We start from the raw sequence: 26,488 nt of genomic DNA, 5'->3' as shown, positions 1-26,488 counted from the left end.
AGATCATCGCGGAAACCAGGGCACACTCACATCTGCTCTTTACTTAAACGACCAATGGCAAGCCGCGTATTGTTGCCGTTTCAATGGGATTTTGCGAATGACCGTTTTCTGCCCGAAGTGCCGAAATCCATTCTCCGCATTGGGCTCACAGCAATCATCTGACGGTTTCGGTGGAACATTGAGCCAGCTCAGACGACAACAACTTCCGGAGTGCGTACAAAGCGGACATATTCTTGCGCCGGATCTTGTCATCCGTATGCTAATTTTGACGACAGAAGAAACGGAGTATGCGCCTACATGAAGTTTTTCTCCCGCAGATCTTTCTGGTCATTCTCAATGGTTTTGGTTTCGTTGACGACCGTACTTTGCGATTTTTTGTAAGGCTTTCGCAGCGGGGGCTGAAGTTTGATAAAGCGTAGGCCTGAGTTTCCTTATGATATGCATTCCTTGCAAGTCGCATATGCAAGGATAGATGGTACTCACACCTCGATCCGTTGTCTATGTGCCTTTCGTATCTGCAATACCTGTAAAGGATCAGGACAATGAAAAACGTTTCAAAAGACGCTCTGGGAATCGCAGCAATGGTTGCGGCAACCGGTTCATTTGTTGCTCTGCATTCTTGGATTTATGTCCTGTAGTTCGCCGAAAGAAGGCTACTACTTTTGAATTCAGAGCGGGTTGAGCGGCAACAGAAAGTGGACACGTTCAAGCTAGAAAATGAAAAGGCGCCCGATCTTCAGGCGCCTTTAGTTCTCTGAGGATTGCCAGGCTATCTGCTAAGCAACAAGTCCGGGAGGAAAAGAGCCAGTTCTGGTACGAAAGTGGTCAGCATCAGCGTTGGCAGCCAGGCGAAAGTGATGAAGACCAGTGTCGGCCAAAGCATACTGGACACCGGTGCATCGCAGACCTGAGCACCCAGATACAACAAAGGCGCTGTCGGCGGTGTAATATTGGCCATGCCGAGGTTGACGCCGATGATCGCGGCAAAATGGATCGGATCGACACCGACGCTTTGTGCAATCGGCAGAAGGATCGGCGTTGCCAGCAGCAGACCCGAGATGTCGTCCATCAGCATACCGATCAGGATCATCACCACGTTGATCATCAACAGGATCACGATCGGATTGTCCGAGACCGAATAGACCAGGTCTTTGGCCAATTGAGGCGCACCCTGCGAGATCAGGTTGTCCGACACTATCAGAACCATAAAAATCATTACCATAACCACGCCAATCGTCACGCCTGACGTTTGGATGGTCTGGGCCAGAGTTCTCCAGGTCAGACCCTTATAGAAGTAGATCGCAACTGGGATCGCATAAACAACAGCGATACCAGCGGCCTCAGTCGGGGTCATGATGCCACCATAAATGCCACCAAGTATGATGATAGGCATCATCAGCGCGGGTCCGGCCAAACGGCCCTGACCCAGCAGTGCGGGCATGAACGGATCGGGTTTCGACTTTAGCTGGATGTTGTCGTACTTACGCAGCATGAACTGGTTGGTGATGACCAACAGCGAAATCAGGATGATCGCCGGAATGACCGTCGACAGGAAGCACTTGAGAACGTGCTGTTGTGCGACCCAACCATAAAGGATGTGCGAGGAACTGGGTGGGATCAACAGGCCCAGCGGTGCTGCCGACACAATCAGTGCCGCCGATTGTCCGCGCGGATAGTTGGCCTGTCTAAGGTGTGGCATCATGATGCCACCGATGCAGGTCAATGTCGCGTTCGCGCTGCCCGAGATCGATCCGAAGACGCCGCAGGCAAACACCGACGCGGCGTTCAATCCACCTTTGATATGACCAATGAACATCTCAGCCAAAGCGACAAGAGGTGCTGCGATCTTGCCTTTCTCCATTATACCGCCGGCAATCATGAAGAGCGGGATAGCAAGTAGGACCAGTGATCTGATACCGGTTGAACCCGTTGGCAGGTAACCCGTGATGGATTGATCACCCACTATCGCGATGAAGATCAGAACCGCCCCGAACGCCACATATACGCTGACGCCGAGAAGCAGCATGAAACATACAATAAGAAGACTTCCGCCGATGATCATTTTGCGGCTCCTTTCATCGTCTCAGAGCGCAAGGGAAGACCGAGACCTTTGCGGATGTGAACGTAAAGGTAAGCGGCAGTGAACATGGCCATGAAGCCGAAGGCGCACATGATTGCGATACGCCAGGTGACAAATGGAATGCGCAACACAGGCGTAGAGCGTAGCCGCGGGAACGAAAAATCGTCCACCAGCGAGATATAACAGGCGTAGAAAAGGAACAGGATGACGATCAGTTCGACCAGCAGCACGATTAGCCCGCGCCACCAGATCAGCTTGGGGTCGTGGATAACGATACCAAGAATATCGGCGTTGATGTGCAGGTTACGCGCAGAGGCCAACACAGCGCCAGCAAAAAAGCCGATGATCGAGAATGCCAGAAGCCATTCCTCGTAGGCAAACAAGTCGCCGCCGAAGCCGTATCTGATCACCACGACTGCGCCGAAAGTGAATGCCATCAGGAAGCCGCAGAACATCACAATCTGTCGGCATATCAGCGCAATTAGCTTCATCGGATACCCGATGACTGGCGGTAGCTCGTCGGTGATTTTCTGTGGCTTGTCGGCATCTTCATCGCCAACGATCTTAGGTGTCCCGTCTAAGCCTTCCGACATATACATCGCCCCCGTTATTCTAAGTTTTCTTGTCAGGAATCAGAAAAAGGGCCAGCAACCCTGCCGGCCCTATTCATCTTTCGCTTATCAGTTCTTGGCCGCCAGCAGACGGTCAATCACGTCCTGACCAACGTTCTTAGCCATCATCGGCCAGATGTTTTCCTGGATGTGCTTTGCCATAGCGGCTTGCTGTTCGTCATTCAGGCTGAGGATGGTATAGCCTTTTTCAACAAGCTTGTCCCCGAAGGCCGCATCGTTGTCGCGGTTGTACTGGAAGAAGTCATCGGACGCTTTTGTCATCGCTGCCTGAAGTGCGTTGCGCTGTTCATCGTTGAGCTTATCAAGTGTACGCTGCGACGCGTAGAACGTCGTCAATTCTGAAATCGAGTTGTACTCGACGAAGTGAGTACCAACGTCCGACTGTGCAAAGATCGAGTAAGTCGCCGTCTTGGTGCAACAAATCGCCCCATCAACGATACCGGACTGGATTGCTGGGAAAATATCGCCCCAAGCCATTGTGGTAGCCTGATAACCAAGCGCTTCAACCATCGACTTAACCGCAGGCGACGACCATACACGGATGTTCATGCCTTTGTCGTCGAAGTTGGCCCAGTTGGTCGGCTCTTGCGTGGCCACAATGCCTACGAAACCTTCGGGGTTCTGAGCCATCACGCGAACGCCATACTCGTCGGTGATCTCTTGCAGGATCTTGTTATATTCAGAATCCATGTTGCGCATGATGTTGTTCATGTCGTCCCAGCCACCCACGAGGAACGGCATCGACAGGAACTCCAGGCGCGGATCGGTGTCGGCATAGATAAAGGCAGCAGCCAGATCGATGTTGCCGCGGGCAACGTCTTCGAACAGGGCCTCACCGGAACCGAGCTGGTTCGCCGGGAACACTTCAATGGTCAGGCCAACGTTTGCCGCAGCAACATCTGCAGCAACCTGTTCCATCATTTTTGTGCCCTGATGATCGATCGGGAACACACCAGCAAAACGTAGCTTCATGTCGTCCGCAAACGCGGCGGTTGACATCAGGGCGCTCAGCGTAACGACCATCAGGCCCTTGGTAATATTTGAAAGCATCATTAACTTCTCTCCCAGTTTATAGTTAGTTGCCAATTTCTAAGTTCAGTAACCGCGGCAATTCGAGTGGCATCTGCGTACGCTAAGCGAACAAATCCGGCAGCGCAAATTGATTTACGGACTTTCCTAGGCCGGGCATGATCCACATTCCTTTAGGTTGTTTTGGCCGGCCATTTTGGGCCACAACCTTTGGGCGAAAGTACATTGGCAAGGCGTTTCATTGCCTTCTCAATCCAATTGGACGCCCGATCTGGACCGGGCGGGCGATAGGTTCGTGATTTGCCAAAAGCTCAGAAATACGGGTTTGAACCTCTGCCGGATAAGGCGTTGACTTGCGGGTGTTGTGATCAACATTGATCAGGACTTGTTCCATCACACAGACGGTCTTGTCGTCCCTTGGGCGGATCATCTTGCCCGCAACGTGCAAGCGTTTGGCGTCTGCATCAAGCAGCAGGAAACGACAAAAGAACTCTTCGCCTGCTACAAGCTCATCCAGATAGTGGACGTGGTTTTGCAGCGCGAAGGGACCTGCGTTGTAAGTCTTTGCATAGGTGGCGCCGACGCCCAGTTCGTCATCCAGCATGACATCCAAAGCCTCGTCAAAGGCCAATACATAGTAAGCAAGGTTCATGTGACCGTTGTAGTCGATCCAGGCTTCGGGAACGCGGCGGATCGCTGAGGTAATCTCCTGGGTCATGCCGTGCCTTCTTCGAAACCCGATAGAAAGGCATGGAGATTGTCACTAAGTTCATCGCACAGGTATCCACCTTCTTGGACGATCACGGTCGGGAGGTCGAGGGTGGCCAGAATCTTCGCCATTTCGGCGAACCCCGGTGTCGAAACTTTGAGGCCCCCGAAGGGATCGCCTTCGAATGCGTCCAGTCCCAGGGCGATCACGATGGCGCCCGGCGCGAAGTTCTGGACGTGCACCAAACCATCGCGCAAGGCCTTCAGGAAGCCGTCGTCCGCAGTGCCACGAGCGAGGGGGACGTTTAGGTTGTATCCATGCCCAAAACCTTCGCCGACTTCGTGGGCGTACCCCCAGAAGAAAGGATAAAAGCGCGTCGGATCAGCGTGTACCGACAGAGTAAAAACGTCATCGCGCGCATAAAAAATGCCCTGGGTTCCGTTTCCGTGGTGCAGGTCGACGTCTATGATGGCGACCCGATCATAGGTGCTGCGCAATTGTTGTGCCGCAATAGCGCTGTTGTTGAGGTAACAGAACCCACCTGCCAGATCAGCAAAGCAATGATGCCCTGGTGGGCGGCAAAGCGCATAAGCCATGCTGTCGCCGTCAACTACCGCTTTGGTCGCCGAAATTGCACAATTTGCCGACCAGCGGGCGGCTTCCCATGTATGCTCACCGATAGGGCAAGACATATCAGTGACGTGAAACCCTGCCTGCGCGACAACCGACATGGGATAGCTTGCGTCCCGGCGGTCAGGGTGGATGTTCGGGAATATCTCCGGCGTCGCCTCCGGCACTCGTTTCCAGCGCATGTAGGAGGTCGAGAGGAATTTCAGATAGGCCGGAGTGTGGACAGCGGCAATCGGACCTAAGCCGTGATCGACTGGCGCGAGAAGCTCGTGACTGCCAGACGCTATTCCCGCCAGCAGCCGTTCCAAGCGCTCGGGCATTTCGGGGTTTGGCTGCATGATCCCGTTGACGAGAAAGCCGCTGGGATTGTGTTGAGATTGGTGGTCATGTGCGGAAAAAACCTTCATCGTTCAGAACCCAACCTTGTCCGCACCTTTGAGATTCAGCATTTCGCGTGTCTCATCCGGGTTTGCGATTTCATAGCCGAGTTCTTCCAGAACTCTGCGGATTTTTGTGACTTGTTGTGCATTGCTTGTGGCAAGCTCACCACGTCGGATCAACAAACTGTCTTCAAGGCCGACTCGCACGTGGCCGCCCAGGACGACGCTCATTGTGCCCAAGCCCATCTGCTGGCGACCAGCAGCGAGGGTTGAAAATTGATACGTTTCGCCCAAAAGGCGATCGGCGGTTTCTTTCATGAACATTAAGCTGTGGGGGCTGGCGTCGACGCCGCCCAGAACGCCTAGAACGAATTGCAGGAAGATCGGAGGCACAAGGCGTTTTTGCCGCAGGTAGAACGCCACCGTCTGCAGATGACCGATGTCGTAACATTCGCATTCGAACCGCGTACCACAGGCATCACCTATCATACGAAAAACGGCTTCGATGTCACGAAAGGTGTTCTTGAACACGGTGTCACGTGTTTTTTCCAGGAACTGCTCTTCCCAGTCGTGCTTCCAGTCTGAAAAGCGTTCTTTCATCGGGAAAAGCCCGAAGTTAACTGACCCCATGTTAAGCGAGCACATTTCCGGCGACAGTTCGGCCGGGGCCGACAGGCGCTGCTCCACGGTCATTTGAGAACTGCCACCAGTAGTCAGGTTAATGACGGCATCAGTGGCATTCGTGATCCGTGGCAGAAATTGCCGAAACACATTGATGTCAGCGCTTGGGCGTCCCGTTTCTGGATCACGCGCATGCAAGTGTAGAACTGACGCGCCAGCTTCCGCAGCCTCAATTGCTGATGTGGCGATTTCGACCGGCGTTACGGGCAGGTAGGGGCTCATGCTCGGCGTGTGGATCGATCCGGTTATCGCGCACGTAAGAATGATTTTTTTCGCCATAATCAGCTCTCCAACCTGTTCTCCCGCGCGAAAACCATCAGGCTGTCGTCGAGAATGTTGAGGATTTCATCAATCTGCGGCTTCGTCACGATCATCGGCGGACAGACCAGGAAATGGTCGCCGTCTATGCCGCCACGGCTGCGGCGCGAGTAGGTGATTAAGCTGCGCTCATAGCATATCTCGACGAATCGTTCATGCGCGTTGAGGTCCTTGGGCAATGGGTCCATCGTGTCGCGATCGGCGACAAGTTCGAAGGCCGTCAGCAAGCCCTTGCCCCGAACGTCGCCGATGAAGGAGAAGCGCTTCATCAGGTCGTGAAGCCCAGTCTTCAAAATGTCGCCCATAACGCGAGCGTTGATTATCAGGTCCAACCTGTCGATCTCGGAGAGAACGGCAAGACCGGCGCTGCATGCCAATGGGTTGCCCGCATAGGTGTGGCCGTGGGCAAAGCCGCCAGAATTCAGAACGGTATCGACCATGCCCTCATCGGAAATCATCGCGCCCAGCGGGGCGTAGCCTGCGCCGAACCCTTTCGATAGGGCCACGAGGTCTGGCCGAATGTTCCAGTGATCGGATGCCAGAAACGCGCCCGTTCGACCGACACCCGACATAACCTCGTCCATGATAAGCAAGACCCCGAATTCATCGCAGATTTCGCGAACCCGACCATAGTAGCTGTTGGGCGCAACCAAGGCACCGGTCGATGCGCCTCCGACAGGCTCCATTACAAAGGCCAGAACAGTGTCGGGCCCTTGTGTTATAATCTCGTCCCGCAGCATCTCGGCATATTTGAGCCCTTGGTCATGATCCGTCAGGTTGTCCCGATCCAAGTAGCACCGGGGGGCGGGGATTTTGGGCATATCTTTGTAGAGAGGTGCGAATGCGTCGGTCAGCGGGCCATAGCCCGTGATCGCCAACGCGCCCAAGGTTGAACCGTGATATGAGGGAAACCGCGAGATGACTTTCCAGCGGTCTTCCTGCCCCGAGGAAACAGCCCATTGACGGGCGAATTTCACACAAGACTCGACGGCCTCCGACCCACCAGACACAAAGAACACCTTGTTAAGCCCGTCAGGAGTGCGGTCGGCAATTTCCGTTGCTAGTTCCTCTGCCGGAGCATTCTCAAAATGCAGACGATAGGCGAAAGTAGCGCTGTCCATCTGCGCTTTCATGGCCGCCAGGACGTTCGGATTCGAATGACCGATGTTACTGACCATCGCGCCGGAGGACCCATCGATATACCGCTGGCCGTTCTTACCCCAAACATAGATGCCTTCTGCGCGCTCCACCTCGGGGCGGCGTGTACGACTCTGATAAAACAGGTTCGATTTCTTCAAGGTCTTCTCTCGTGGATAACGTGATGGCTCTCTCTGCCCTACCTTGTGTTTGAAACCATTATAGAGCAAATAGATAGTTTCTATCTTGGCTATTGGTGAAATCAATGAGTGAAGTCACTGAACAAGAGAAGCTGATCCGCGAGTTGGATTGGAACCTACTGCGCACATTTGTCTTCGTCGTGCAGGAAGGCAGCATCACACTGGCGGCAACGCGGCTAATGCGGCGACAACCTTCGGTCAGTCAGGCATTAAAGCGGCTAGAGACGCAGTTGGGAACTGAATTGATCGACCGCAGCCCATCTCATTTCCGCGTCACTCCCGCTGGGCGGGCCTTGTACCAGGATTGTGTGGATATGTTCGGCAACATGGCACGTGCAATTCAAAGCGCTCAGGGCACAGAGGATATAGTCACTGGCACCGTCAAGCTCGCGCTGCTCAGCAAGATTGAGAACGCGTTCTTTGACCAGATTCTGACTGATTTTCATCACCAGTTCCCGGAAGTCAGCTTTGATATAGAAGTGATGTCCAGCAAAGCAGTTCGCCAGGCAGTGCTGGAAAAATCTGCCACGCTTGGCGTCTGTCTGGTGCACGAAGCCCATCCGAACCTGCATCACGAGGTGCTGTATCGGTCTTACTTTGGTTTCTATTGCGGCCCGAGCCATCCATTGTTTGGGCTAAGCAACCTAACGCTGCAAGACTTGCGCGACCACACCTCAGTGTCGTTCCGAACGGATCAGCTTTGGGATGCATTGCGCCCAGTCGCCCTACTGCGGGCCCGGCATAAGCTGGACAAAAATGTGATTGGATACACGACCGACCTAGGCGAGGCGCAAAGAATGATCGGCGCGGGTCTCGGCTTTGGACCGCTTCCGGTCCATGTGGCGCAGCGGTTTGTGGAGCGCGGTCAGTTGTGGCGTCTGCCGCCCTACGAAAACACGTTAGCAATCGATATCAACCTGGTCCAACACAAGAACACTCGGCTGAACCGGGCAGAGCAGGCAATTCTCGAAATATTCAAAGACCGGATGGAAAGCGTTCCACTTGCAGAGCGCGGTTAATTCTCGGATGTCAGATCAGAGCTCCGCACAAAGGGTAACCAAATGACCGCAACCGAAAGCCTTTCTCTGCTGGCTTGCCAGATTGAAATACCTGCGACCCTTAGTGTCAAGGAACGCGACAAGCATCTCTCGGCGTCCGCTGCAAAAGTCCGAACGCAACTCAGTCAGCGAAACGTCGACTTGGTAGTTCTGCCAGAGCTTTCCAGCATAGATTACTCACGCGAGGCTTTCGACCGGCTTGATGAGATCGCAGAAACGTTGGACGGGAAATCGTTTGAGACTTGGCGGGCCGTTGCCATCGAGTTCGACGTCCATGTGTCATATAGCTTTCCCCGCAAAGGCGCAGGAGGCAACTATATCTCGATTGCTGTCGTCGCCCCTGATGGAACGCTGGTTGGTCACTATGACAAACTTCATCTTTGCCAATACGGAGCGTCGATGGAGAAGGAGTTTTTCTCGGCGGGAGATCACATATTCACGTTTAATATTAAAAATTTAACAGTTTCTCCGATTATCTGTTACGACATTCGCATCCCTGAACTATCCCGCACTTTGACGCTGAAGCGCGACGTCGATCTCATCTTACACTGTGGGGCGTATTATCGTGACGAAAGCTTTGAGACCTGGCACAATTTTGCGGCGGCGCGGGCCATGGAAAACCAGATCTTCTTTTTGTCTCTGAACCGGGCCGGGCTGACCTGGGGAAACTCGATTTTCTGTCTTCCTTGGATGGATGAGAACACGCAACCGATCAAATTCGCGGAAACCGCTGAGGAGTTTCGCGTCATCACGATGGCCAAGGAAGAACTGCTGCGTGCGCGGGACGACTACACTTTCCTGAAGGATCGATTGCCGGACTACGACGCGCTCTGAACCGTCAATACTTGGGCCAGGTATCGCTTAGTCGATACCCTTCAGGCCAAGGATCGGTTGGATCAAGCATGTGCTGATGGACCCCCGTGATCCACCCGCGTCCAGAGAATTCTGGGACAATTGCCCGGGTATCGCCAACCATAGTTTCCGAGACGATCTTGCCTGTGAATGAGGACCCGATCAGTGAGTGTGCTTCAAAGGTATCGCCAACACCCATCTGTCCGCGATTTTGGAACAACGCCATCCGCGCGCAGACAGATGTGCCCGTTGGGGATCGGTCAATTTTGCCGGGCTGAATGGCGACGGCAGACGACGCCCTCAAACCGCCCTCACCCTCAGTAAGTGGGCCGGCAAAGAGACAAAATGAGACATGGGTCCATTCCGGGTTCTCAGGGTGAGTGAACCGATGCTTTGCGTTGAAGGCGTTGGTGATTTTCACGCCCAGTTCCGCTAGCTTGCGCGCTTCATCCGGTTCGAACTCGATACCGAGCTTGCCCGCGTCGACAATGACAAAGCTGTCGCCACCGTAGGCGGTATCCACAAGAACTTCGCCCTGACCGGGCACGTCCAGCTTAATCCCTTGCTCAGCCGCGAACGCCGGCACATTCTGGACATGAATGCGCTCTGCTTTTCCGCCGGCACATTCGGCGCGAACCCGAACAAGCCCACCGGGGGCTTCGAGAACAATGTGCGTCTCGGGCTCCTGCATCGGGATGATCCCCATGTCCAGAAGTACGGTCGATACGCAGACCGAGTTTGAACCTGACATCGGAGGCGTGTCTTCAGGTTCCATGATGATCCAGGCGGCCTGCGCTTCGGGGTTCTTGGGCGGAACAAGCAGGTTCACATGGCGAAACACCCCACCTCGCGGTTCGTTCAGAACGAAGTTGCGAAGGTTTCTGTCGCGCGCAATCCAAGTCCGCTGCTCCCACAGCGTGTCACCGGGTGGGGGTGCGACCCCACCAACGATAACGTCGCCAACTTCGCCTTCGGCGTGGCAAGAAACAATGTGGATGGTTTTTGTGCTACGCATCCCGGCATTATCCGCGATTCTGCCCAAACGCGAAACTCAAACCATTTCGCCCCAGCCTAACACGTATTTGGACCCCTCGAGATCACCGTGAAAACGTCATGACACCTCGGGGGTTCCCGAGAATTGGACAGTAAGCGAACTTTCGCGGTTCAGCAGCAGAGTGCCGCCAAACCAGAATTTAGACTGTGTTTTCCAACCGGGCATATGTGGGACATGGCAGCTTTGTTCTCAATGTAGACACTAGACGTGTTGCAAGAAACGACCGCGATGCGGACCGGGGCCGATGTTGGTAACGGCGGCAGGATGCGATACCGTAGCTTGATGGCAATCAAGCGCTGTGACCGCACCACAGCGTCGCTGCTAAACGCCGATGAGACGCGAAAATGGGCAATGATGAAGAGAACATCCGGGCCGTAACCGACATGTATGTGACCGGCTTCAATCGAGGTGAAAAGGCACTTCTAATGGAGGCCTTCCATCAGAGATTTGTGTCGTCAGGGCTAATCGATGGCGAACTTCAGTGGGATAGCGCAGAGGGGTTCGCGGATTTCTGTGCAGATGTTGCTCCCGATCCCGAGGGTCCAGTTCCGGACTGGGAAATAAAATCATTGAATGTGTCCGGCGCAACCGCGGTCGCGGTTGTCCACGACCAATGGGGACAACGAAGGTTCTGCGACACGCTTACTTTGCTGAAGGACCAAGGGCGCTGGCAGATTGTCATCAAGGCATTTCAATGGCTCGCATAAAGAACAAATGCGGCTGGTTGGAGCGACGGATAATCGAAAACCGAATTCTTTTCCGGCCTCCAAGCAAACCATTTGCTACCATCGAGATTGCAAAACGCCAAGTGACAACGCATTAAATCCACCAATCAGTCGCTGCCATTGCTCATTCTCAGTCTCCAAAAAACAGCATACCGATTTTGACAAAAAATGCTGCGAAGAGCCCAATCAAACAGGTAAAAATCATCGACCCTGTGTCCACGCGCTCTATTCAATCCAGTGGTTAACCAAAGCGGCTTCCGCATATTCACCAAGCTCAGGATGATCGCTGAAATGGTACAGAAACTTTAACACGGCCTCGTTCTGTGCCCGCGTCAATTGGTTGAACTTGGACTTCCGGAACTCGTGCAGCATTTCTTTCGATGTGCCGGGATCGAGTGCCAGAAGAATGCTCTCACTTGCATATTCCGGGCTGTCTGAATTTCGCAGAGTCCATAGCAGATACGCGGGCAAGTAATACTGAAATGCCTTTGCGCTGAAAGCAGTGGGTGCCGCGTATCCATATACGATCATTGGATCGGTCATCTCATGCCATTTGACCCCGCCGTAGAATTCAAGAATATCCACGTCATCCATACATTCGGGGTGAAGAAGTTCATCATCAGTAGGTGGATCTAGGCCGTCAAATGCAGCAATGATCTGAGTTGCAAGAGCTTCCGATTTTGTCGTCACCTTTGGCATGGTGACATATTAACCGAGTTGAAACTCCAAATTCGACCGTGAGTCGACGCTTTACCGAAGGCTCCCTTTAGGGAAGGTTAGGGAAGAAAAATAAAAATTTCCACGTGGTTCAATTGCGTTCAAACTGAAGAGAGTCGCCGCACCCCAATACTCTTTATCAGGCACCTGATATTCAGCCGTTTCATAACTGTCATAGCTGCATACTCTCACAACAATAATTACGAAGAGTGCCATGAGGATTGCTCTGGCAGTTGGGGTTTGGAGCAAGTATTTCATTATTCTATTTAAATTTTGCATGATTGACCTGCCAAAAAAGCCAATCCTCGAAATACCTATTCGCGGCGCTCTTGCTAAAAAGTTCTTTCAATTGGTCTTCTCGACGAGTGATTTGATCACAGAGGCGAATTTCCCACCCGTTTCGCGCCACGACGGTAGAGACATTGATTTTTGCTCTGACAACCTTCCCAAACGGGCTTGCGTGCCTGGGTCTTCGAGAAGCAAACGCAGATTAGCCCCGAACGCCAGAGCGTCATCAGGTGGCGACAGAATCCCTGCTTCGCCCACTGTTTCCGGCACAGCGCCTACATCGCAGGACACGATTGGAAGCCCGAACATCATCGCTTCGCTGAGAACCATACCATAACCTTCGTATCGGGTTGCCAGCGCAAAAAGGGTCGCCGAGTTGAACAAACCGTTCAACGGGGCTTGGTCCAACTCTCCGGTGAATGTCACGCGCTCGGTTAGACCGAGGGCCTTTGACTGAGAGTAAAGTTCAATCGCTGTGGTTTGGTCATGTTCCTTACCAACGATAACGGCCTGCCATTCCAAGTCCTTGATTGTCGCAAGCGCGCTTAGAAGAGTGTCATGCCCTTTTCGCCGGGCCAACAGGCCAATCGACAAAATCAAAGGAGGGCGCTTTGGCTGTTTGCGGACAACCGGACGGTCAAAACCCGGCGGGGCAATGGTTATCAAATCCGGGTTTGCGTCGAATCGGGTGACCAGCACGCGCACAGTTTCTGGACTGGGAACGACAACATGGGCGGCGTATCGGAGCGCTGCCGCTTCGTTTTTGAGTAGGAATTCTGCCCGTTCTGTCTGCAAACCGGTTTCCAGGCCAAGGGGGTGGTGGATCATCGCTATGATTGGGGCACTCACCCCCTCCAAACCCTCTGGATCGATAGCACCGAATACCAACCCATCAAGAATAATCGGGCGTGTTTCCGGTACAGCACGCAGGGCTCTCAGCGCCGCTGCCATATCGTCCCGCGTTGGGTTGGGGAAGCGGCCCGGCAGTTGCAGATGTTCGGTCTTGCAACCAATTTCGTTTAGAACCCGCAACACGGTGGCTTCGTAGATGAATCCGCCGGTGCGCTGGTCTTTGTCACCTGGAATTGCAAAAATGGCCTTTGTCATATCACTTGCTCGCTCGCATAAATGCGCAAAATCTGTTTTTCACACCATGCAACCCCTGAGTATGCGGCAACGGCTGCAAGACACAAAAGTACAACGCAGGACCACAGCATGTTGTAATCGGACGTACTCGCGGTCAGCGCCATCAAAACACCTATGCCACGCCCGGTCGCCAACCATTCTGCAGTTGTGACAGCCAATAGGGAGGCAGGCACTGCCATGCGGGCAGACGCGAACAAAGCGGGCAACATGGCGGGGATCCGGGCGGATCGCAGCAGCTTTGACCGACTGGCACCGTAGCTTTCGAAAAGATCCACGATTTGCGTTGGGGTCTGTCGTAGACCCTGCAGGCAGGCAACGAGAGTGGGGAAGAAAACCATGACAGCAACAATTGCAACGGTCCCAGCAAAGCCGCGCCCAAATGCTAGAACCAGCAATGGCGCGGTTGTTATGATCGGCACGGCGCGCAACGTGATGGCCGTTGGCATAATCGCCCGCGCCACGGGCGGCCAAAGCGTTAACACCATGGATAGTCCAGCTCCAAGTGACAAGCCGGCTAAATAGCCGGGGATCGCATAAGCTAGGGTTTCGCCAAGCGCAGTCAGCAAGGTGTCTAGGTTTGTGGTGTCGGAAACGAAGTTCCAAATGTCTGCTGGCCGCTTTGCAAAGAACGAATTCAGGTTGAACAAATCCATCAATCCCTGCCACAGAACCAAAACTAGAACAGCGAGAAAAACAACACCAAGTACTTGACCAGAAAGCGCGCGCTTTCGACCAAGACTGGGCGTCGATAACAGGATTGTTGGTGCATGTGGTGTCAGTTTACTTTTGATTAGTCCAACGAATCCGTACCCGAGCATAGCGAGAGACGCAGAAATAACCGCCAACGCCCAGGTCGCATCCGTTTGAAGACCGCGTATGGCCCTCAAGGTTAAGACACCCAATCCTCGCTCTGCGCCTGTGAATTCTCCAATCATCGCACCCAGAAAGGCTGCTGGGGCAGCGATTTGCAATCCCACAAACAGATAAGGCAAGCTGGCTCTGAATCGCACTACGAATAGCGTCGACAAGCGGCCCCTGCCGTACACGGTCATCAAATCTGTCCAGCTTTGAGAGATCGCTCGAAGGCCCACGGCCACGGCGAGGAATGTGGTGTAGTAAACAGCCAAAGCCGCCAACGCGATTTGCGGCCCTGCTCCGGGCCCAAACAGGACCCTTAAAATCGGGCCGCTCGCAATCAGAGGGATGCAGAACAATACCAGGGCGAGCGCAGAGACGATCCTCTCCGACTTTGGCACCAAGATCACGAAACAGGCCAAGACCACCGCCGCAAGGTTCCCCCAAATGAACCCGAGCGCAGCGTTCATTGTCGTTTCGGTCGCAGCCCTGAACAGCAGGCCAGAATGATCAGTAATATACGCGACGATATCAAATGGTCCGCTGATCAGCACGCTGTTTGGCTGAACGCGCGCCAAGCCTTCCCAAACAAGAAGCGTAAGCAAAACACCCAGCGTTGTGCGTCCCGGTGCCACCTACTCAGCCTCTTCCAGCGCAGCCAGAACTTGTGTAGTAAAAGCCCGCACCTCTGGTGAAGTTGCAGCGGAAACGGTGCTGTCTCGGTGAAAATCGACTTGGATATCGGCCAAAATGCGCGCAGGCCGAGGTGACAGCACAATCACGCGATCCGATAGCAAAACCGCCTCTTCAACCGAATGCGTAACAAGAAGTGTTGTCGTTTGGCGCTGACGCCACAACGGAGGTAGGTCCCGGTTCAAACGGCGGCGCGTGATGGCATCCACGGCCCCGAAAGGTTCATCCAACAGCAGGACTTCTGGCTCTGAAATCAGGCTGCGCGCTATTGCAGCGCGTTGGCGCATACCACCTGATAGTTCCGCAGGCCGATAGCCGGCAAACCCGCCCAGCCCGACAAGATCGATCAGGTCATCCACGCGATCCACCGGTTTGCGGGCAAGTTCCGCACCCAATGCGATATTGGATCGCACAGTTCGCCATGGAAGCAGCGATGCGTCTTGAAACGCCATGGCAAGCCCCCCGCGACGGGCGACCTGCTTTGGTGTTTCCAGGCCAATTGCAATGCGCCCAGTATCGGGTGTTTCCAACCCAGCAATCATTCTTAGAATGGTGGATTTCCCGCAGCCGGACGGGCCAACCAACGCCGTCGTCTGTCCGGACAAAAAGTCAATCGAAAGCTCAGACACCGCCTCTGTGCGGTCAAAACTCTTTCGGATGTCGGAGCAGGAAATTCCGGCCGTGCTCACGCGTCAGCCCTCGGGTCAGCCATACACCTCTTCCAGCAGCGACCTGTCCCAGAGGTCAGGAGTGACAGTTCGACCTAACAGCGCGAGTGTTTCCACATTGGCCGCCACGGTCTCCTCGGTGAACCACCCGAACCCGAACTCGGCCGTCAGGTCCGAGAACATCAGAGGCACTTGCCGCGCGGCTTGCAGTTTTTGCGCGGCGAGATCCAGACCTGCATCTGGGAACATCTCCACCGTCAACTCTGCTGCAGCGTCGGTGTCCTTGTGATAGTCATTCCACCCCATGACTTCGCCTTTCAGCAATGACACCAGCTCTGCTCGCCTTTGAGCAAGGGAGTCTTCGGTGGCAATATAGGTTTGTGAATGCACGGCATAACCGTAATCGGCCATAAGCATGGTGGTGTTGTCGACACCCTGTACGGTCATCGCAACGGGCAAATCCGTTTCCCAGGACAGCAGGCAATCCACCTGGCCACTGACAAGCGGGGCCGGGTCATATTGGGTCGGGACAATTTCGATTTGATCAATGTCTATCCCGTTCAAGGTGCATAGGGCTTGCAAGACGGGCGTATTCGCAACTGCCATGCCAATCTTCTTGCCAATCAGGTCAGCAGGCTCGTTCACCGGGTTGGTCGCAAGAGATGCAATCGCGAATGGGTTCTTTTGCATAGCAACGGCGATGATTCTGAACGGCGCACCTTGCGTCACAGCGGCGGCGGTGTAATCGGCGGCGGATATTCCAACCAATGCGGTTCCCGAAACCACGGGTGGTTCTACAGGCGCGTTAGGACCGCCTTGCAAAAGCGAAATATCCAAACCCTGTTCGGACCAATAGCCTTTGTTTTTCGCAATGTAGCTTCCACCGAACTGCACGGAGTGAAGCCAGGACAACTGGAAGTTCACAGGTTGCAGATTGGCTGCTAACGCAGGCAACCCGGATGCAGAAGCGGCAAAACCGGCTGCTCCGGTTTGAAGAAAGAAACGGCGCGTAAGATGGGCTGGTTGTGTCATGATGAATTTCTTTTCTCTGTTGATAGATGTGGTTCAATCGGTCTGGGCCATAGCAGAATTGCAGCTGCCGGTAGCGAGGCGATCAGGATGGCGGCACCGTAAGTGACACCCGAAGCAACACCCGCGCTGGATGACGCCCCGATCGTTGGAAACAGAGCAGCAGCGGCCCCTTCTCTCCAACCCCAACCTCCAATCGACATGGGGATCAGCATTGCGGTCAAAACTAGTGGAATGACGATCAACACACCCCCTGGCGGTATGACAATCCCTACGGCCCTTGCTGATGCATAAAATCCCAGTATCAGACATGCAGAGCTGACTAGGCCCAGCAGAATAAAAACCGTTTGGCGTTGTAGCCTGACCAAAAAGACAACGAGCTTCCCCATGGATGGAAGTACAAAAGATGCAATGCGCACCACGATTAGGGCGGATAGCAACACAGCAAGAACTGTCATGCTCAGCACAGGGTGATCAAAGCCGCCGGGCCACATCAGCGATGCACTCACGCCCAGAAAAAGAGCGACCATGATCGCGACTTGCCCCAACAGGCGTTCAGCCAAAACCGATTGAGCTGAGCGTTTGAGGTCGGCTTTCTTCCGCGCCCGAACAGCACGGGTCACATCCCCCGGAATGCCGCCGGGTAGAACCATATTCACCAGTTGCGCGATATAATATTCGCGAAAGGCAAAGGGGTAATCAAAACGGACTTCCAGCGCGCGTGCTGTAAGTTGCCATCGATACGCCATCGAGAAGGTAGCGCCGGTTGTCGCAAGGATCGAAAGCCCGACCCATTCCAGGCTGAGCATCCGCAGATGGGCAGCGACACGCGCCGCATCCATCCACCAAAACAGCGCGATAATCACGGTGATCGATACGCCTAACCTGACCCAATACCGGTTCATTGCGACACCATGGCCGTCGAAGCCTCGTCAGAGAACGCCGCGACGAAGTCATTACGAAAACTGTCCATTCGGCGAACGGGTGCGTCGGGTGTGGGGATAAGCCCATCTGTCCAGCGCCAATGGTCGATCTTCTCCAAGACTTGCAGAGGTCCGATCATATGAACGGGTACGTCCCTATTGTTGCTGCCTGATACAAATCCGGCGGCCTGATGGTCCCCTGCAACTATGACCAGTGGTGCATCGTCGGCAAGTTGGACAATATGGGAAAAGACCACCCGCAAAACATAGTCCAACGATCTGCGATACGCGTCACGCACTGCATTGCGGTCTTTCCACAACACTTCGGGTGCCGGTCCGCGCGCGGCCATCTCGTTAAAGACGGTGCCGTCTCCCACATCCTGCCACGGGATCACGTCAGCGATCGGCGTCCAAGGGGCGTGTGACGAGATCAGCGCGATCTGGACAAAGTCAGGCCTCGGGTCCGGCAGTAAAAGCTCAGGATACGCAGCCAAGGTGAATTGGTCGGGCATCGTGACCCAGCGAAAACTCTCACCCGCATAGGGGATTTGAGCAGCGTCCAAAACAAGGTCAAATCCCATCGCCTGGCTTTCGGGCCAGTGCTTGGTGATTGCAGGCATGACAGCGGCTGTCCGATACCCGGCCTCCTGAGCGATGTGGAACAGCCACTTTCGTCCACTGTCGATCATTGCCTGATAGCGCCCGTTATCTGCGGTCCACAAGCCAGAACCCAAGGCCCCATGCGCCAACCAGCTTTGTCCACCCGTCGTTGGCGAGGTCAGCCAACCGCTCTTAATGGTAAGTCCCGAACCGGCGATCGCCTCCTCGGCTGCCTGCAGCGTCGCAACATGCGTTGGCGCATAAAGCGGGTTGTCGAAACTCGCGCGCCCGTAGCTTTCAATCCAGATCAGGATCACGTCTCGCCCATCAAGCTCGTTCAACAGTCCGGACTGATTGGCATAGGCATCCGATTCCGCGGCCTTGCGAAACTCGGCCAAGTCCTTGGTTGTTCTCTGTATTTGCTCAACGCGATTTACTGCTAAGCGAGAGGTCCAGGTGGTTCCCGGCGGGCTGTTTCCAAACGTCCAGTACTTGAGGTGATGGCCCGCGTCCGCGACGGCCCATCCTGCACAGCCGATGCCGATCAAAGCTGCCCCGACACCTGTCTTCGCATTTCGTCCGAGTGTCGCCCAAGCAGCAAGGCCCCGGAACAGTAAAATATAAAACAATGTCAGGAGTAAAACGGCAAAGGACACAGCAAGGACAAATGCGACCAACCCAAGGCTACCGCGGGCGAACGAGAACCCAGCGGCGATCAAGGACATGTCGACGACCGGATTGAATGGTCGGTCATAAGCACTGAACATCGCGTAATCGGCGAGCTTCCAGACTATGACAACTAACAACGCCAGCGCGACCGCGTGTATGACGATTAGACGATGGCCCAACGCTATGATCAAAAGCAGGATAACGGGCAACTCCAGCGGCCAGCGCATCAACGCCCCCCAGCCAAAAGCGTTCGGATGGTTCGGCAGAGCGAGGACGGCAAAAACAGCCAGAGCCCCCAAGGCGAAGAAAAATATTTGCTTCATTCAGCGCGTCCAAGAAGCCATTTGATGTCCACGAAGAACGACCACCCGAGAAGTATCGCGGCCGTAAACGATATCGGCAAAATTGCGATTGCTGGCGTCAACGGAAAGAGGAGCGTGACCAACGCACCAATTTGAACCACGCAAATAGCCTTTCGACGGAACGCCTCGGGTAAGTCAGCCCGCAATGCAGGCAGGACCAAACCTGCAGCGCAAAACGTATAGCGCATGAAGCCCAGAACCAGAATTTCCGGACCGGTTGTCCCTGACACCAACAGCCACACAGAGAGGATGGCGCCTAGCAAGGCGTCCGTTTCCATATCGAACCTCGCCCCAAAGCGGGAGGTCAGTCCCGACCGCCGTGCCAACCAGCCGTCTACGCCATCCAAAGCGAATGCGACTGTTGCCACCATAAACACCAGCCAAGGATTCGCGTTCTGCGCCATCAGGGTCCCAGCTAAAAATGCAGCCATTGCAAGGCGGGTCAGTGTTACATGATTACACAGACCCAACACTTCATACGGGTAGGTTTGTCGCAGGCAGAATACCAGCAACCCAACGGACACCCCAAAAACGACCAAAGGGGCCAGTGCCGAACCAAACGCCAAGAATGAAAAAACTGCCAGTGCAAGAGCAATTACTGCGCTAGCCAAGCACATGTTGGCAACTGGAGGTTCTACCTCAACAGGCCGTGCCGCGTTGTAAAAGTCGCCTCCAGACATGCATGTCACCCATTTGATCTATAGAGCAAATTAGCACGCCAACGGCTTTCTGGTAGGCTTACGGGCAAACAACCGCTCAATCTGTTTTTCCAAGCTTAACTGTGCCAGTCAAAGGCAAGTGATCCGAAGCGCGCATCAAAACCTCTGATCTTAGTGCCTGAACCTCTGAAACCGTGCCGGGCATATCCGTCAAGATTCTGTCCAGAGGTAAGAAAGGTGCGCGGCTTGGAAAACTGGCTCGGGTAGGTCCCTGAAAGGCTGTTCCTACGATCCGTCGATGAAACATCAAACCACCCCAAGGCCGCCATTCATTGAAATCGCCCAGCATGAGTGTTTGCATCGTTGGACGACGATGTAGGTACTGCCCGATGATGCGCATTTGGATAACGCGAAGCGGTTGCGATAGGGACAGATGCATCGTCATGATGCGCAACCAAAACCCATCGACCAGCGCTTCAACCGACAAGGCACCCCGGTGGCAATGGCCCGGTAGATCGATTACATCTGCATGGGTACGCTGAAATCTATCACTTAGAAACAGGATGCTTCCCAGAAATCCATCACTCTGACTGCCCCAACGCAAGGTGGGCGCCTCTTGCGTGTAAGTTAGCCTCGTAAGTTCGGAGATTTTTTGCACGTCAACAATTCGGGCGTGCGGTCGACATTCCTCATCTGCTTCTTGTAACGCCAAAACGTCCAATCTCAACGGAACCAGCTCGGCCTCGATCGCACCAACCACGCGGTTTGGATCGATCTGCCCATCGGATCCTTTGGCGCGATGAATGTTCCATGTCGCACAACGAATTGTAGAATTGCTCATGTTTTTTACGGCCTTTGCAGGATTGCAGCCTATATTCCTCACAACCTTGGTTACCACTCGGAGGTCTTCGAACTATGGCTTTTGTGCGAATGAAAACCGTTTCTGGCAAGTTTGGCATTGCAACTCAAACGATCGCAGCCTCGGCAGCACTCTTTACATGCGCAATAGCGGCCAACGCCGATATGGCGCGGTATGAGCTCGATCCAACGCACACGGCAATCTATTTCACGATTGATCACATCGGCTACGCAAAAACCCTCGGCGTGTTCACGGATGTGACGGGCAGTTTCATTTACGATACCGACACACAAGAGCTGAGCGACGTCGAGGTCGTGATCCAGGCGGCATCCGTCAACACGTTCAACGAGGCACGGGACGGTCATGTTCGAAACCGAGACTTCCTGGATGTGACGTCATATCCCGAGATCACATTTGTTGCTAATGGCGGCAATCCTACTGACACCAACAGTGGCACAGTAACCGGAGAGCTGACGGTATTGGACCAAACTCTGCCAATAACACTCACCGTGACGCTTAACAAAGTTGCGGAATACCCGTTCGGTCATAAACGCGAGGTCTTGGGACTATCGCTCTACACCTCCATATTGCGCAGTGAGTTCGGAATGGATTACGGAGTCGCAAACGGGCTTGTCGGCGATAAAGTAACGATCAATATCGAAACGGAAGCAATCAAGGACGACGATTGATTTCGGTACATGACTGGTGTGTTGGCCAGCAAATCGATCCTGTAGACAGCATACTGCCTGGCTTCGATGAACGGCCCATTGCCGACCTTGAGCGCAGTCTTCGAATGCTGAGTTTGCAGCCCGCTTTGCTGGCATTCGCTGCGGGTGCACTTTCTCGGCTTTGACCGTTGACTGCTTTTGCGGACCAAACCAAACATCCGAGCGAGAATACTGAATATCTGGATTTCCTTTGACGCGTACGAGTCACAGTTTCAGTACATCGTCGAAACTTTCTATGCGGGCAGTCTGCAGGTATGGTGAGCGAGATGATGCATGGTTTGGGCTGTGGTTGACGGAGGCTTAATGGTGTTCTTTGACCGACGTGGCTTTGTGATCTGTGGTGTGGCAGCCCTGGCTTCGTGGAGCGGGCTGCGCCTGCATGCTGCGCCGAGCATTGATGCCGATGGCTTTCTGGTACTATCGAAAAAGCTGTTGCAGCGCGAAGACCTGGACCCGGATGCTGCCGCGAAGTTCTTGCAGGGCTTTTTGGCGATCGGGGATGGCGAGGGCCTGCATGCTCTTTCAGAGGGTCAACCACAACCGGAGCTTGAAGCAAGGATACTCACGGCGTGGTACACGGGGATTTCCCCCGATCCCTCAAATCCCGAAGCGGTGACCTACGGTACTGCGCTGGTGTGGCAAGCCATGTCTTATACAAAAGCACCCGGGTTCTGCGCTGTTGAAGATTGGAGCGAAGCTCCCGCTCTCTGAGCGCACTGAAAGGAGAAGCTCCGTCGCTACTGCAGTCGATATCGAAGCGGACATTCTGGTCATCGGCTCTGGCGTTGCCGGGGCGCTTACGGCGTCCGAATTGGCATCACAAGGCCTGCGTGTCGTCATGTTTGAAACAGGTCCGCGTATCGAACGCGATGAAGCCTACAGTAAGTTCCTGAGTTCTGCCGTGAAAGACTTGGCGAGCCCTTATCCCGCGGGCACGGCCCCATCCTACAAAAACGCCGAGGGGCAAGAAACGATTTACCGCCAGACCGGCCCGCAGTCTTTCCAATCAGACTATCTAAAGGCAGTTGGCGGCACCACTTGGCATTGGTTGGGCAGCATACCAAGATTTCTGCCGCAGGACTTTGTACTCCGTACGACCTATGGCTTGGGAGAAGATTGGCCGATCAGTTACGCGACATTGGAGCCCTACTATGGGTGGGCAGAGCGCGAATTGGGGGCGTCCGGCGACAGTGACAACAATCGCGGATCGCCGCGCTCCACCCCGTATCCTATGTCCCCGATCCCACAGTCCTACAGTGACCGGAAAGTCGCTACGGCGCTGACAGGAACCCGGTATGAGTTTTCGGCCGTGCCACAGGCGCGCAATTCAATCTCTCATGACGACCGGCCCGCTTGTTGCGGAAGTGCGTCCTGTATTCCTCTGTGTCCGATTCAGGCAAAATATGATGCGACGGTCCATGTAGCCAAAGCCGAAGCTGGCGGTGCGGTGCTTTTCCCTGAGACAACGGCGACTATGCTTCACCTTGATGAAGCCGGGATCATCAAGTCGGTCGAATTCCAGCGTTCTGATGGGACCAGCGGCCAAGCGCGTGCAAAGATCGTTGTCCTCGCCGCCAACGGCATCGAAACGCCGAGGCTGATGCTGAATTCCGCGCAAGAGCGCGCCGCCGGCGGGCTGGCGAACTCATCCGATCAGGTCGGTCGAAATCTGATGGATCATCCGGTGAAACTCAGCTGGGCCATGGCGCCAGACCCTGTGTGGCCGTTTCGAGGTCCGCTCATCACCTCAACATGTGACACTCTGAGAGATGGGGCGTTTCGAACCGACCACGCGGCGCTTTTGATTGAAATCGGCAATCAGGGTCAGGCGTGGTCCAGGAACGCGCCCGCCTCGAATGTACAGCATCTCATCGCCAAAGGGTTACGGGGCGCAGCGTTGGATCAAGCAATCTTCGACGTAACTTCGCGACAGATCGAAATATCCTCCATGGTCGAGCAACTTCCGGTCCCGGAAAACCGTGTAACCGTGGATCCGGACCGCCGTGACAAAAACGGTGTGCCTGAAGTCAGTATCTTTTTCAGCATCGACCCCTACACCGAAGCCGGGCTTAAGGCGGCCGAGGCAGCGCATACAGACATCTTCAGCGCGATTAGCGCGTCCGAAATTGGCCATGATCCCGTGGCAAGAGGTGCGGGCCACATTATGGGTACGGTACGGATGGGCACTGATCCAAAGACAGCCGTATTGGACGAGGACTTGCGCAGCTTCGATACCACCAACCTTTTCGTCGTGGGGTCCGCTGTTTTTCCCTCTGGCGGTACAGCCAACCCGACACTGACAATTGCGGCCTTGGCGCTTCGGACATCAGAAGCGATTTCTGCACAACTGGCTCAAATGGACTAGGGTCAACCCGCCAAGCCGCATTGAACCTGTTCGCCCCGGATTTTTTTCAGGCTGGAAAACCCGCAGTGAGAATACAGGCGATGCCCTGCGAGGGCCCTGGGCTGCGGCGAAGTAAAGGCGCGCCACCGCAAGCGCCAGATAGCACCAAAACGATAGCTGTTGGTTGAGGTGGCATTGTTCTACAAGTTCTTACTCGAAGGACACGTTCCCCGGAATCACCTGCTGCGGTCGATTGATCGCGTCTTCGCCAACGGGCACGGGCCAGGGTTCAGGTGACATACTGTCGTCGCCACAATTGGTCGTTCATTTGTACGCCACCACTGCGCGTGTGATACCGGTTAGCGAATAAGTTTCAAACCGTTTGAAGCCGACCTCTCGCGCCCAGGTTTCGAACTCCGCAGCGCTGAAATCAAAGGCGCGGTCGCCGAACTCCATCAACATGGTCAGAGACATGAACAACCCATAGGTGTTTTCACGCCGTGCGTCGTCGATGAGGGCTTCAATCACGACAAGGGCACCGTCAGGCGGAAGCGTCTCATATGCCTTTTGGATCAGGTGATGTTTCTGCTCCAGATTCCAATCGTGCAGGATCATGCCCATGGTGATCACATCGGCAGGTGGAAAACGATCCTTGAAAAAGTCGCCAGACACGCATGTTATGCGGTGTTGAAGATTATCTTCCACCACGCGTCTCTGAGCGATTGCAGTGATCTCAGGCAGATCGAACGAAGCACATTCGAGGTGACCGTGCGCCCGGACCAACAGACGCGAAAGCAGCGCGTCCGCACCACCGATATCTGTCACGCTATGATAGTTTTCAAAAGGAAAGACGCGCGCCAATTCCTTGAAAGCATGCAGCGACGATCCGTTCATGGCCGCCATGAAGGCTTCCAGCCGCGCTGGTTCGGCGTAAAGCGTTTCAAAGAAACCGGTTTCCTTGGATTTGCTTTCGTTCTGAGCTTCGCCCGTCTGCGCGGCTTCAAAGATCGTATCCCAGTATCGATAGTTGCGCTTGTCCCAAAGCTCGAGGATTCCGCCAATGTATCCGGGCTTTGCGGGGTCAAGATATGCCGCTGTTTCGTCGGTATTGCTGTAAACGGCGCTCGGCCCATCGCCTGTACGGTTGAGAAGCTTCACCGAGACGAGCAAATCCAACATATCCATAGCCGGGCGCTCCCGCAGGTTATAAACCGCGCGGATCTCGGACAGTGTCATGCCACCTTGCGCCAACCGACCGAACAGGCCAGCCCCGGTTGCTGCCAGCAAAACACGCGACACCCCATAGCCCGACGCGACGGTCATAATGTGATCAAGCGTCGGTTTGGTCACTCTTGCCTCCCATTGGTGCGTTCGCCGCTCGCCAAAGCACACTTCTACCACGTAAGGGTGTTCATTCCTGTTTCCAAAAGCTCATTTGGGTCAAACACATTGATACTTCGACTAGAAAGCAGAAAACCACCAATCGTTTAAATGATACCCGAATTGCGTCCAGATCAAATGTTGGCCAAGCATGACATGCTTTAATTCAAAACCGAAATCCAGCTTAATGCTTTGATGCTGTAGTCGCGGTCTATATTGTAACCGTTCGCTCCACCTATGTGGCGTCACAACGCAATCAGGCCAACAATGGGGATCGCAAATAGCCCAACAGCATAAGTGGCTATTAAAAGGGCCGATGCAGTCGCCGCGTCACACCCATATCGTGCAGCGATCACAGCCGCCAAAGCGCCCGACGGCATAGCCGCTTCGATAATTAACATGTCTTTTTGAAACTCGGTCAAACCAAGCGCCGTCGCAAAGGCTGCCGCGACTGCGGGCTCGAGGATTAGCTTCAATCCACATACCAACAAAAGTAACCCGGCGATCTCCCGGAATGAGATGGGCTTCAACATGAGGCCGATTGTAAATGCGACCAGAAAAGTCAAAGAGTCGCTCGCGATTCTCAGCACACTTGCTAGCAAATTCATGACCTTGTGATCTGGAGCCAGGTCTAAGGACGAAACCAGAACTCCCAGAACAAAGGCTATGAAGATGGGAGATCGAACGAACGCCTTGGTTGCATCGATCACATCCGGGCCATCTTCTAAATCAGTGCCAAAATAACTGGCGATCGCGACACCAAACGTGAAAAGCGGTAGGACGACGCCAACTTCCCCCATGATAACAAGCTGACTCATCACCTCTGTGTTTTCGCCAAATATGCCGTGGACCAGTGAGTAGCCCAGCGTGGATGTGCTTCCAACTCCTGAGACCAGGATTACTGAGCCTAAGACAGGGCGCTCCAACCGCATCCACCGGCCTACTACCCAAGCCACCACCATTACCAAAGCGATCGAAACGAAGATGACAAAGGCGAGCTTAAGATTGCCTAAGTTGAAGGGCTCTCTACTAAGATTGGCAAAAATCAACGCAGGCAGAGCAAAGTCTGTAACAAGGCGCGCA

25 protein-coding genes are annotated in these 26,488 nt (G+C 54.3%); 6 read left to right on the top strand and 19 right to left on the bottom strand.

Features of this window, described 5'->3' with window-relative positions; genetic code table 11:
* Nucleotides 1–769 precede the first annotated feature (769 nt).
* The 7 genes from ACR0K1_RS24455 to ACR0K1_RS24425 all read right to left on the bottom strand — a co-directional run bounded on the left by ACR0K1_RS24455 (nucleotide 770) and on the right by ACR0K1_RS24425 (nucleotide 7,826).
* A complete protein-coding gene (locus ACR0K1_RS24455; protein ID WP_480616536.1) occupies nucleotides 770–2,062 on the bottom strand; it encodes a TRAP transporter large permease in 1,293 nt (430 codons plus the stop codon).
* Entirely contained in the window at nucleotides 2,059–2,673 is a 615-nt protein-coding gene (locus tag ACR0K1_RS24450) for a TRAP transporter small permease (protein WP_480616537.1), read from the bottom strand. The genes ACR0K1_RS24455 and ACR0K1_RS24450 overlap by 4 nt, the downstream gene beginning before the upstream one ends.
* An 87-nt stretch (nucleotides 2,674–2,760) precedes the next feature.
* Nucleotides 2,761–3,762 (bottom strand): TRAP transporter substrate-binding protein DctP, encoded by a 1,002-nt coding sequence (dctP, locus tag ACR0K1_RS24445; protein WP_480616594.1) that lies wholly within the window; start codon nucleotides 3,760–3,762, stop codon nucleotides 2,761–2,763.
* Nucleotides 3,763–3,979: 217 nt separating this feature from the next.
* Nucleotides 3,980–4,459 carry a thioesterase family protein gene (locus ACR0K1_RS24440; protein WP_480616538.1) on the bottom strand — a complete coding sequence of 160 codons (480 nt, stop codon included), beginning with the start codon at nucleotides 4,457–4,459 and terminating at the stop codon, nucleotides 3,980–3,982.
* Complete coding sequence (locus tag ACR0K1_RS24435) at nucleotides 4,456–5,487, bottom strand: histone deacetylase family protein (protein ID WP_480616539.1); 1,032 nt, start codon at nucleotides 5,485–5,487, stop codon at nucleotides 4,456–4,458. Before ACR0K1_RS24435 ends, ACR0K1_RS24440 begins: the two co-directional genes overlap by 4 nt.
* A gap of 3 nt (nucleotides 5,488–5,490) precedes the next feature.
* Nucleotides 5,491–6,420 carry a 3,5-dioxohexanoate:acetyl-CoA acetone transferase gene (gene kce, locus ACR0K1_RS24430; protein ID WP_480616540.1) on the bottom strand — a complete coding sequence of 310 codons (930 nt, stop codon included), beginning with the start codon at nucleotides 6,418–6,420 and terminating at the stop codon, nucleotides 5,491–5,493.
* A 2-nt stretch (nucleotides 6,421–6,422) separates the two neighbouring features.
* Nucleotides 6,423–7,826 carry an aminotransferase family protein gene (locus tag ACR0K1_RS24425; protein WP_480852159.1) on the bottom strand — a complete coding sequence of 468 codons (1,404 nt, stop codon included), beginning with the start codon at nucleotides 7,824–7,826 and terminating at the stop codon, nucleotides 6,423–6,425.
* 35 nt (nucleotides 7,827–7,861) lie between these two features.
* Here ACR0K1_RS24425 and ACR0K1_RS24420 point away from each other — a divergent pair, with 35 nt between their 5' ends.
* Together ACR0K1_RS24420 and ACR0K1_RS24415 are read left to right on the top strand one after the other, a co-directional pair.
* On the top strand, nucleotides 7,862–8,815 hold the full coding sequence (locus tag ACR0K1_RS24420) for a LysR family transcriptional regulator (protein ID WP_480616542.1): 954 nt from the start codon (nucleotides 7,862–7,864) through the stop codon (nucleotides 8,813–8,815).
* Between the two features lie 42 nt (nucleotides 8,816–8,857).
* Nucleotides 8,858–9,688 (top strand): carbon-nitrogen hydrolase family protein, encoded by an 831-nt coding sequence (locus ACR0K1_RS24415; protein WP_480852158.1) that lies wholly within the window; start codon nucleotides 8,858–8,860, stop codon nucleotides 9,686–9,688.
* 4 nt (nucleotides 9,689–9,692) lie between these two features.
* On the opposite strand, the gene ACR0K1_RS24410 is transcribed toward ACR0K1_RS24415, so the two are convergent.
* On the bottom strand, nucleotides 9,693–10,721 hold the full coding sequence (locus ACR0K1_RS24410) for a trans-3-hydroxy-L-proline dehydratase (RefSeq protein ID WP_480616544.1): 1,029 nt from the start codon (nucleotides 10,719–10,721) through the stop codon (nucleotides 9,693–9,695).
* Nucleotides 10,722–11,104: 383 nt separating this feature from the next.
* On the opposite strand from ACR0K1_RS24410, the gene ACR0K1_RS24405 reads away from it, so the two are divergent.
* Entirely contained in the window at nucleotides 11,105–11,467 is a 363-nt protein-coding gene (locus ACR0K1_RS24405; RefSeq protein WP_480852157.1) for a nuclear transport factor 2 family protein, read from the top strand.
* Nucleotides 11,468–11,710: 243 nt separating this feature from the next.
* On the opposite strand, the gene ACR0K1_RS24400 is transcribed toward ACR0K1_RS24405, so the two are convergent.
* The 9 genes from ACR0K1_RS24400 to ACR0K1_RS24360 all read right to left on the bottom strand — a co-directional run bounded on the left by ACR0K1_RS24400 (nucleotide 11,711) and on the right by ACR0K1_RS24360 (nucleotide 20,935).
* Complete coding sequence (locus tag ACR0K1_RS24400; protein ID WP_480852156.1) at nucleotides 11,711–12,184, bottom strand: DUF6714 family protein; 474 nt, start codon at nucleotides 12,182–12,184, stop codon at nucleotides 11,711–11,713.
* Nucleotides 12,185–12,547: 363 nt separating this feature from the next.
* Nucleotides 12,548–13,597, bottom strand: coding sequence for a glycosyltransferase family 4 protein (locus ACR0K1_RS24395; protein ID WP_480852155.1), 1,050 nt, complete (start codon nucleotides 13,595–13,597; stop codon nucleotides 12,548–12,550).
* Nucleotides 13,594–15,126, bottom strand: a complete 1,533-nt coding sequence (locus tag ACR0K1_RS24390; RefSeq protein ID WP_480852154.1) for an ABC transporter permease — start codon at nucleotides 15,124–15,126, stop codon at nucleotides 13,594–13,596. Before ACR0K1_RS24390 ends, ACR0K1_RS24395 begins: the two co-directional genes overlap by 4 nt.
* Nucleotides 15,127–15,813 carry an ABC transporter ATP-binding protein gene (locus tag ACR0K1_RS24385; protein WP_480852161.1) on the bottom strand — a complete coding sequence of 229 codons (687 nt, stop codon included), beginning with the start codon at nucleotides 15,811–15,813 and terminating at the stop codon, nucleotides 15,127–15,129.
* 75 nt (nucleotides 15,814–15,888) lie between these two features.
* Complete coding sequence (locus ACR0K1_RS24380; protein WP_480616550.1) at nucleotides 15,889–16,884, bottom strand: ABC transporter substrate-binding protein; 996 nt, start codon at nucleotides 16,882–16,884, stop codon at nucleotides 15,889–15,891.
* Nucleotides 16,881–17,786, bottom strand: a complete 906-nt coding sequence (locus ACR0K1_RS24375) for a lysylphosphatidylglycerol synthase transmembrane domain-containing protein (RefSeq protein ID WP_480852153.1) — start codon at nucleotides 17,784–17,786, stop codon at nucleotides 16,881–16,883. Before ACR0K1_RS24375 ends, ACR0K1_RS24380 begins: the two co-directional genes overlap by 4 nt.
* Complete coding sequence (locus ACR0K1_RS24370) at nucleotides 17,783–19,396, bottom strand: sulfatase-like hydrolase/transferase (protein WP_480852152.1); 1,614 nt, start codon at nucleotides 19,394–19,396, stop codon at nucleotides 17,783–17,785. The genes ACR0K1_RS24375 and ACR0K1_RS24370 overlap by 4 nt, the downstream gene beginning before the upstream one ends.
* Nucleotides 19,393–20,115, bottom strand: coding sequence for a CDP-alcohol phosphatidyltransferase family protein (locus ACR0K1_RS24365; RefSeq protein WP_480616553.1), 723 nt, complete (start codon nucleotides 20,113–20,115; stop codon nucleotides 19,393–19,395). The genes ACR0K1_RS24370 and ACR0K1_RS24365 overlap by 4 nt, the downstream gene beginning before the upstream one ends.
* A gap of 76 nt (nucleotides 20,116–20,191) precedes the next feature.
* Nucleotides 20,192–20,935 (bottom strand): endonuclease/exonuclease/phosphatase family protein, encoded by a 744-nt coding sequence (locus ACR0K1_RS24360; RefSeq protein WP_480852151.1) that lies wholly within the window; start codon nucleotides 20,933–20,935, stop codon nucleotides 20,192–20,194.
* A 74-nt stretch (nucleotides 20,936–21,009) separates the two neighbouring features.
* On the opposite strand from ACR0K1_RS24360, the gene ACR0K1_RS24355 reads away from it, so the two are divergent.
* The 3 genes from ACR0K1_RS24355 (at nucleotide 21,010) to ACR0K1_RS24345 (ending at nucleotide 24,046) form a co-directional block, all read left to right on the top strand.
* The gene (locus tag ACR0K1_RS24355; protein ID WP_480852150.1) at nucleotides 21,010–21,642 is read left to right on the top strand and encodes a YceI family protein; all 633 of its coding nucleotides are present in this window, start codon (nucleotides 21,010–21,012) and stop codon (nucleotides 21,640–21,642) included.
* A gap of 342 nt (nucleotides 21,643–21,984) precedes the next feature.
* The gene (locus ACR0K1_RS24350) at nucleotides 21,985–22,392 is read left to right on the top strand and encodes a sugar dehydrogenase complex small subunit (protein ID WP_480852149.1); all 408 of its coding nucleotides are present in this window, start codon (nucleotides 21,985–21,987) and stop codon (nucleotides 22,390–22,392) included.
* The gene (locus ACR0K1_RS24345; RefSeq protein WP_480852160.1) at nucleotides 22,367–24,046 is read left to right on the top strand and encodes a GMC family oxidoreductase; all 1,680 of its coding nucleotides are present in this window, start codon (nucleotides 22,367–22,369) and stop codon (nucleotides 24,044–24,046) included. Before ACR0K1_RS24350 ends, ACR0K1_RS24345 begins: the two co-directional genes overlap by 26 nt.
* Nucleotides 24,047–24,349: 303 nt before the next feature.
* Here ACR0K1_RS24345 and ACR0K1_RS24340 read toward each other — a convergent pair whose 3' ends face one another.
* Together ACR0K1_RS24340 and ACR0K1_RS24335 are read right to left on the bottom strand one after the other, a co-directional pair.
* A complete protein-coding gene (locus ACR0K1_RS24340) occupies nucleotides 24,350–25,375 on the bottom strand; it encodes a methyltransferase (protein ID WP_480852148.1) in 1,026 nt (341 codons plus the stop codon).
* A gap of 275 nt (nucleotides 25,376–25,650) precedes the next feature.
* Nucleotides 25,651–26,488, bottom strand: an 838-nt coding sequence (locus tag ACR0K1_RS24335; protein WP_480852147.1) for an AEC family transporter, incomplete at its 5' end; no start/stop codon positions are given.

The sequence above is a fragment of the Ruegeria sp. F5 genome (genome assembly GCF_056533845.1).
The sequence above is the reverse complement of the archived record's forward strand: the minus strand, read 5'-3'. Positions and strand labels throughout refer to the sequence as shown.

What these genes read in the sequence shown, in the direction of transcription:
- ACR0K1_RS24455 (WP_480616536.1), bottom strand. Translation starts at nt 2,062, where the DNA reads ATGATCATCGGCGGAAGTCTTCTTATTGTATGTTTCATGCTGCTTCTC.
- ACR0K1_RS24450 (WP_480616537.1), bottom strand. Translation starts at nt 2,673, where the DNA reads ATGTCGGAAGGCTTAGACGGGACACCTAAGATCGTTGGCGATGAAGAT.
- dctP (WP_480616594.1), bottom strand. Translation starts at nt 3,762, where the DNA reads ATGCTTTCAAATATTACCAAGGGCCTGATGGTCGTTACGCTGAGCGCC.
- ACR0K1_RS24440 (WP_480616538.1), bottom strand. Translation starts at nt 4,459, where the DNA reads ATGACCCAGGAGATTACCTCAGCGATCCGCCGCGTTCCCGAAGCCTGG.
- ACR0K1_RS24435 (WP_480616539.1), bottom strand. Translation starts at nt 5,487, where the DNA reads ATGAAGGTTTTTTCCGCACATGACCACCAATCTCAACACAATCCCAGC.
- kce (WP_480616540.1), bottom strand. Translation starts at nt 6,420, where the DNA reads ATGGCGAAAAAAATCATTCTTACGTGCGCGATAACCGGATCGATCCAC.
- ACR0K1_RS24420 (WP_480616542.1), top strand. Translation starts at nt 7,862, where the DNA reads ATGAGTGAAGTCACTGAACAAGAGAAGCTGATCCGCGAGTTGGATTGG.
- ACR0K1_RS24415 (WP_480852158.1), top strand. Translation starts at nt 8,858, where the DNA reads ATGACCGCAACCGAAAGCCTTTCTCTGCTGGCTTGCCAGATTGAAATA.
- ACR0K1_RS24410 (WP_480616544.1), bottom strand. Translation starts at nt 10,721, where the DNA reads ATGCGTAGCACAAAAACCATCCACATTGTTTCTTGCCACGCCGAAGGC.
- ACR0K1_RS24405 (WP_480852157.1), top strand. Translation starts at nt 11,105, where the DNA reads ATGGGCAATGATGAAGAGAACATCCGGGCCGTAACCGACATGTATGTG.
- ACR0K1_RS24400 (WP_480852156.1), bottom strand. Translation starts at nt 12,184, where the DNA reads ATGCCAAAGGTGACGACAAAATCGGAAGCTCTTGCAACTCAGATCATT.
- ACR0K1_RS24395 (WP_480852155.1), bottom strand. Translation starts at nt 13,597, where the DNA reads ATGACAAAGGCCATTTTTGCAATTCCAGGTGACAAAGACCAGCGCACC.
- ACR0K1_RS24380 (WP_480616550.1), bottom strand. Translation starts at nt 16,884, where the DNA reads ATGACACAACCAGCCCATCTTACGCGCCGTTTCTTTCTTCAAACCGGA.
- ACR0K1_RS24375 (WP_480852153.1), bottom strand. Translation starts at nt 17,786, where the DNA reads ATGAACCGGTATTGGGTCAGGTTAGGCGTATCGATCACCGTGATTATC.
- ACR0K1_RS24370 (WP_480852152.1), bottom strand. Translation starts at nt 19,396, where the DNA reads ATGAAGCAAATATTTTTCTTCGCCTTGGGGGCTCTGGCTGTTTTTGCC.
- ACR0K1_RS24365 (WP_480616553.1), bottom strand. Translation starts at nt 20,115, where the DNA reads ATGTCTGGAGGCGACTTTTACAACGCGGCACGGCCTGTTGAGGTAGAA.
- ACR0K1_RS24360 (WP_480852151.1), bottom strand. Translation starts at nt 20,935, where the DNA reads ATGAGCAATTCTACAATTCGTTGTGCGACATGGAACATTCATCGCGCC.
- ACR0K1_RS24355 (WP_480852150.1), top strand. Translation starts at nt 21,010, where the DNA reads ATGGCTTTTGTGCGAATGAAAACCGTTTCTGGCAAGTTTGGCATTGCA.
- ACR0K1_RS24350 (WP_480852149.1), top strand. Translation starts at nt 21,985, where the DNA reads ATGGTGTTCTTTGACCGACGTGGCTTTGTGATCTGTGGTGTGGCAGCC.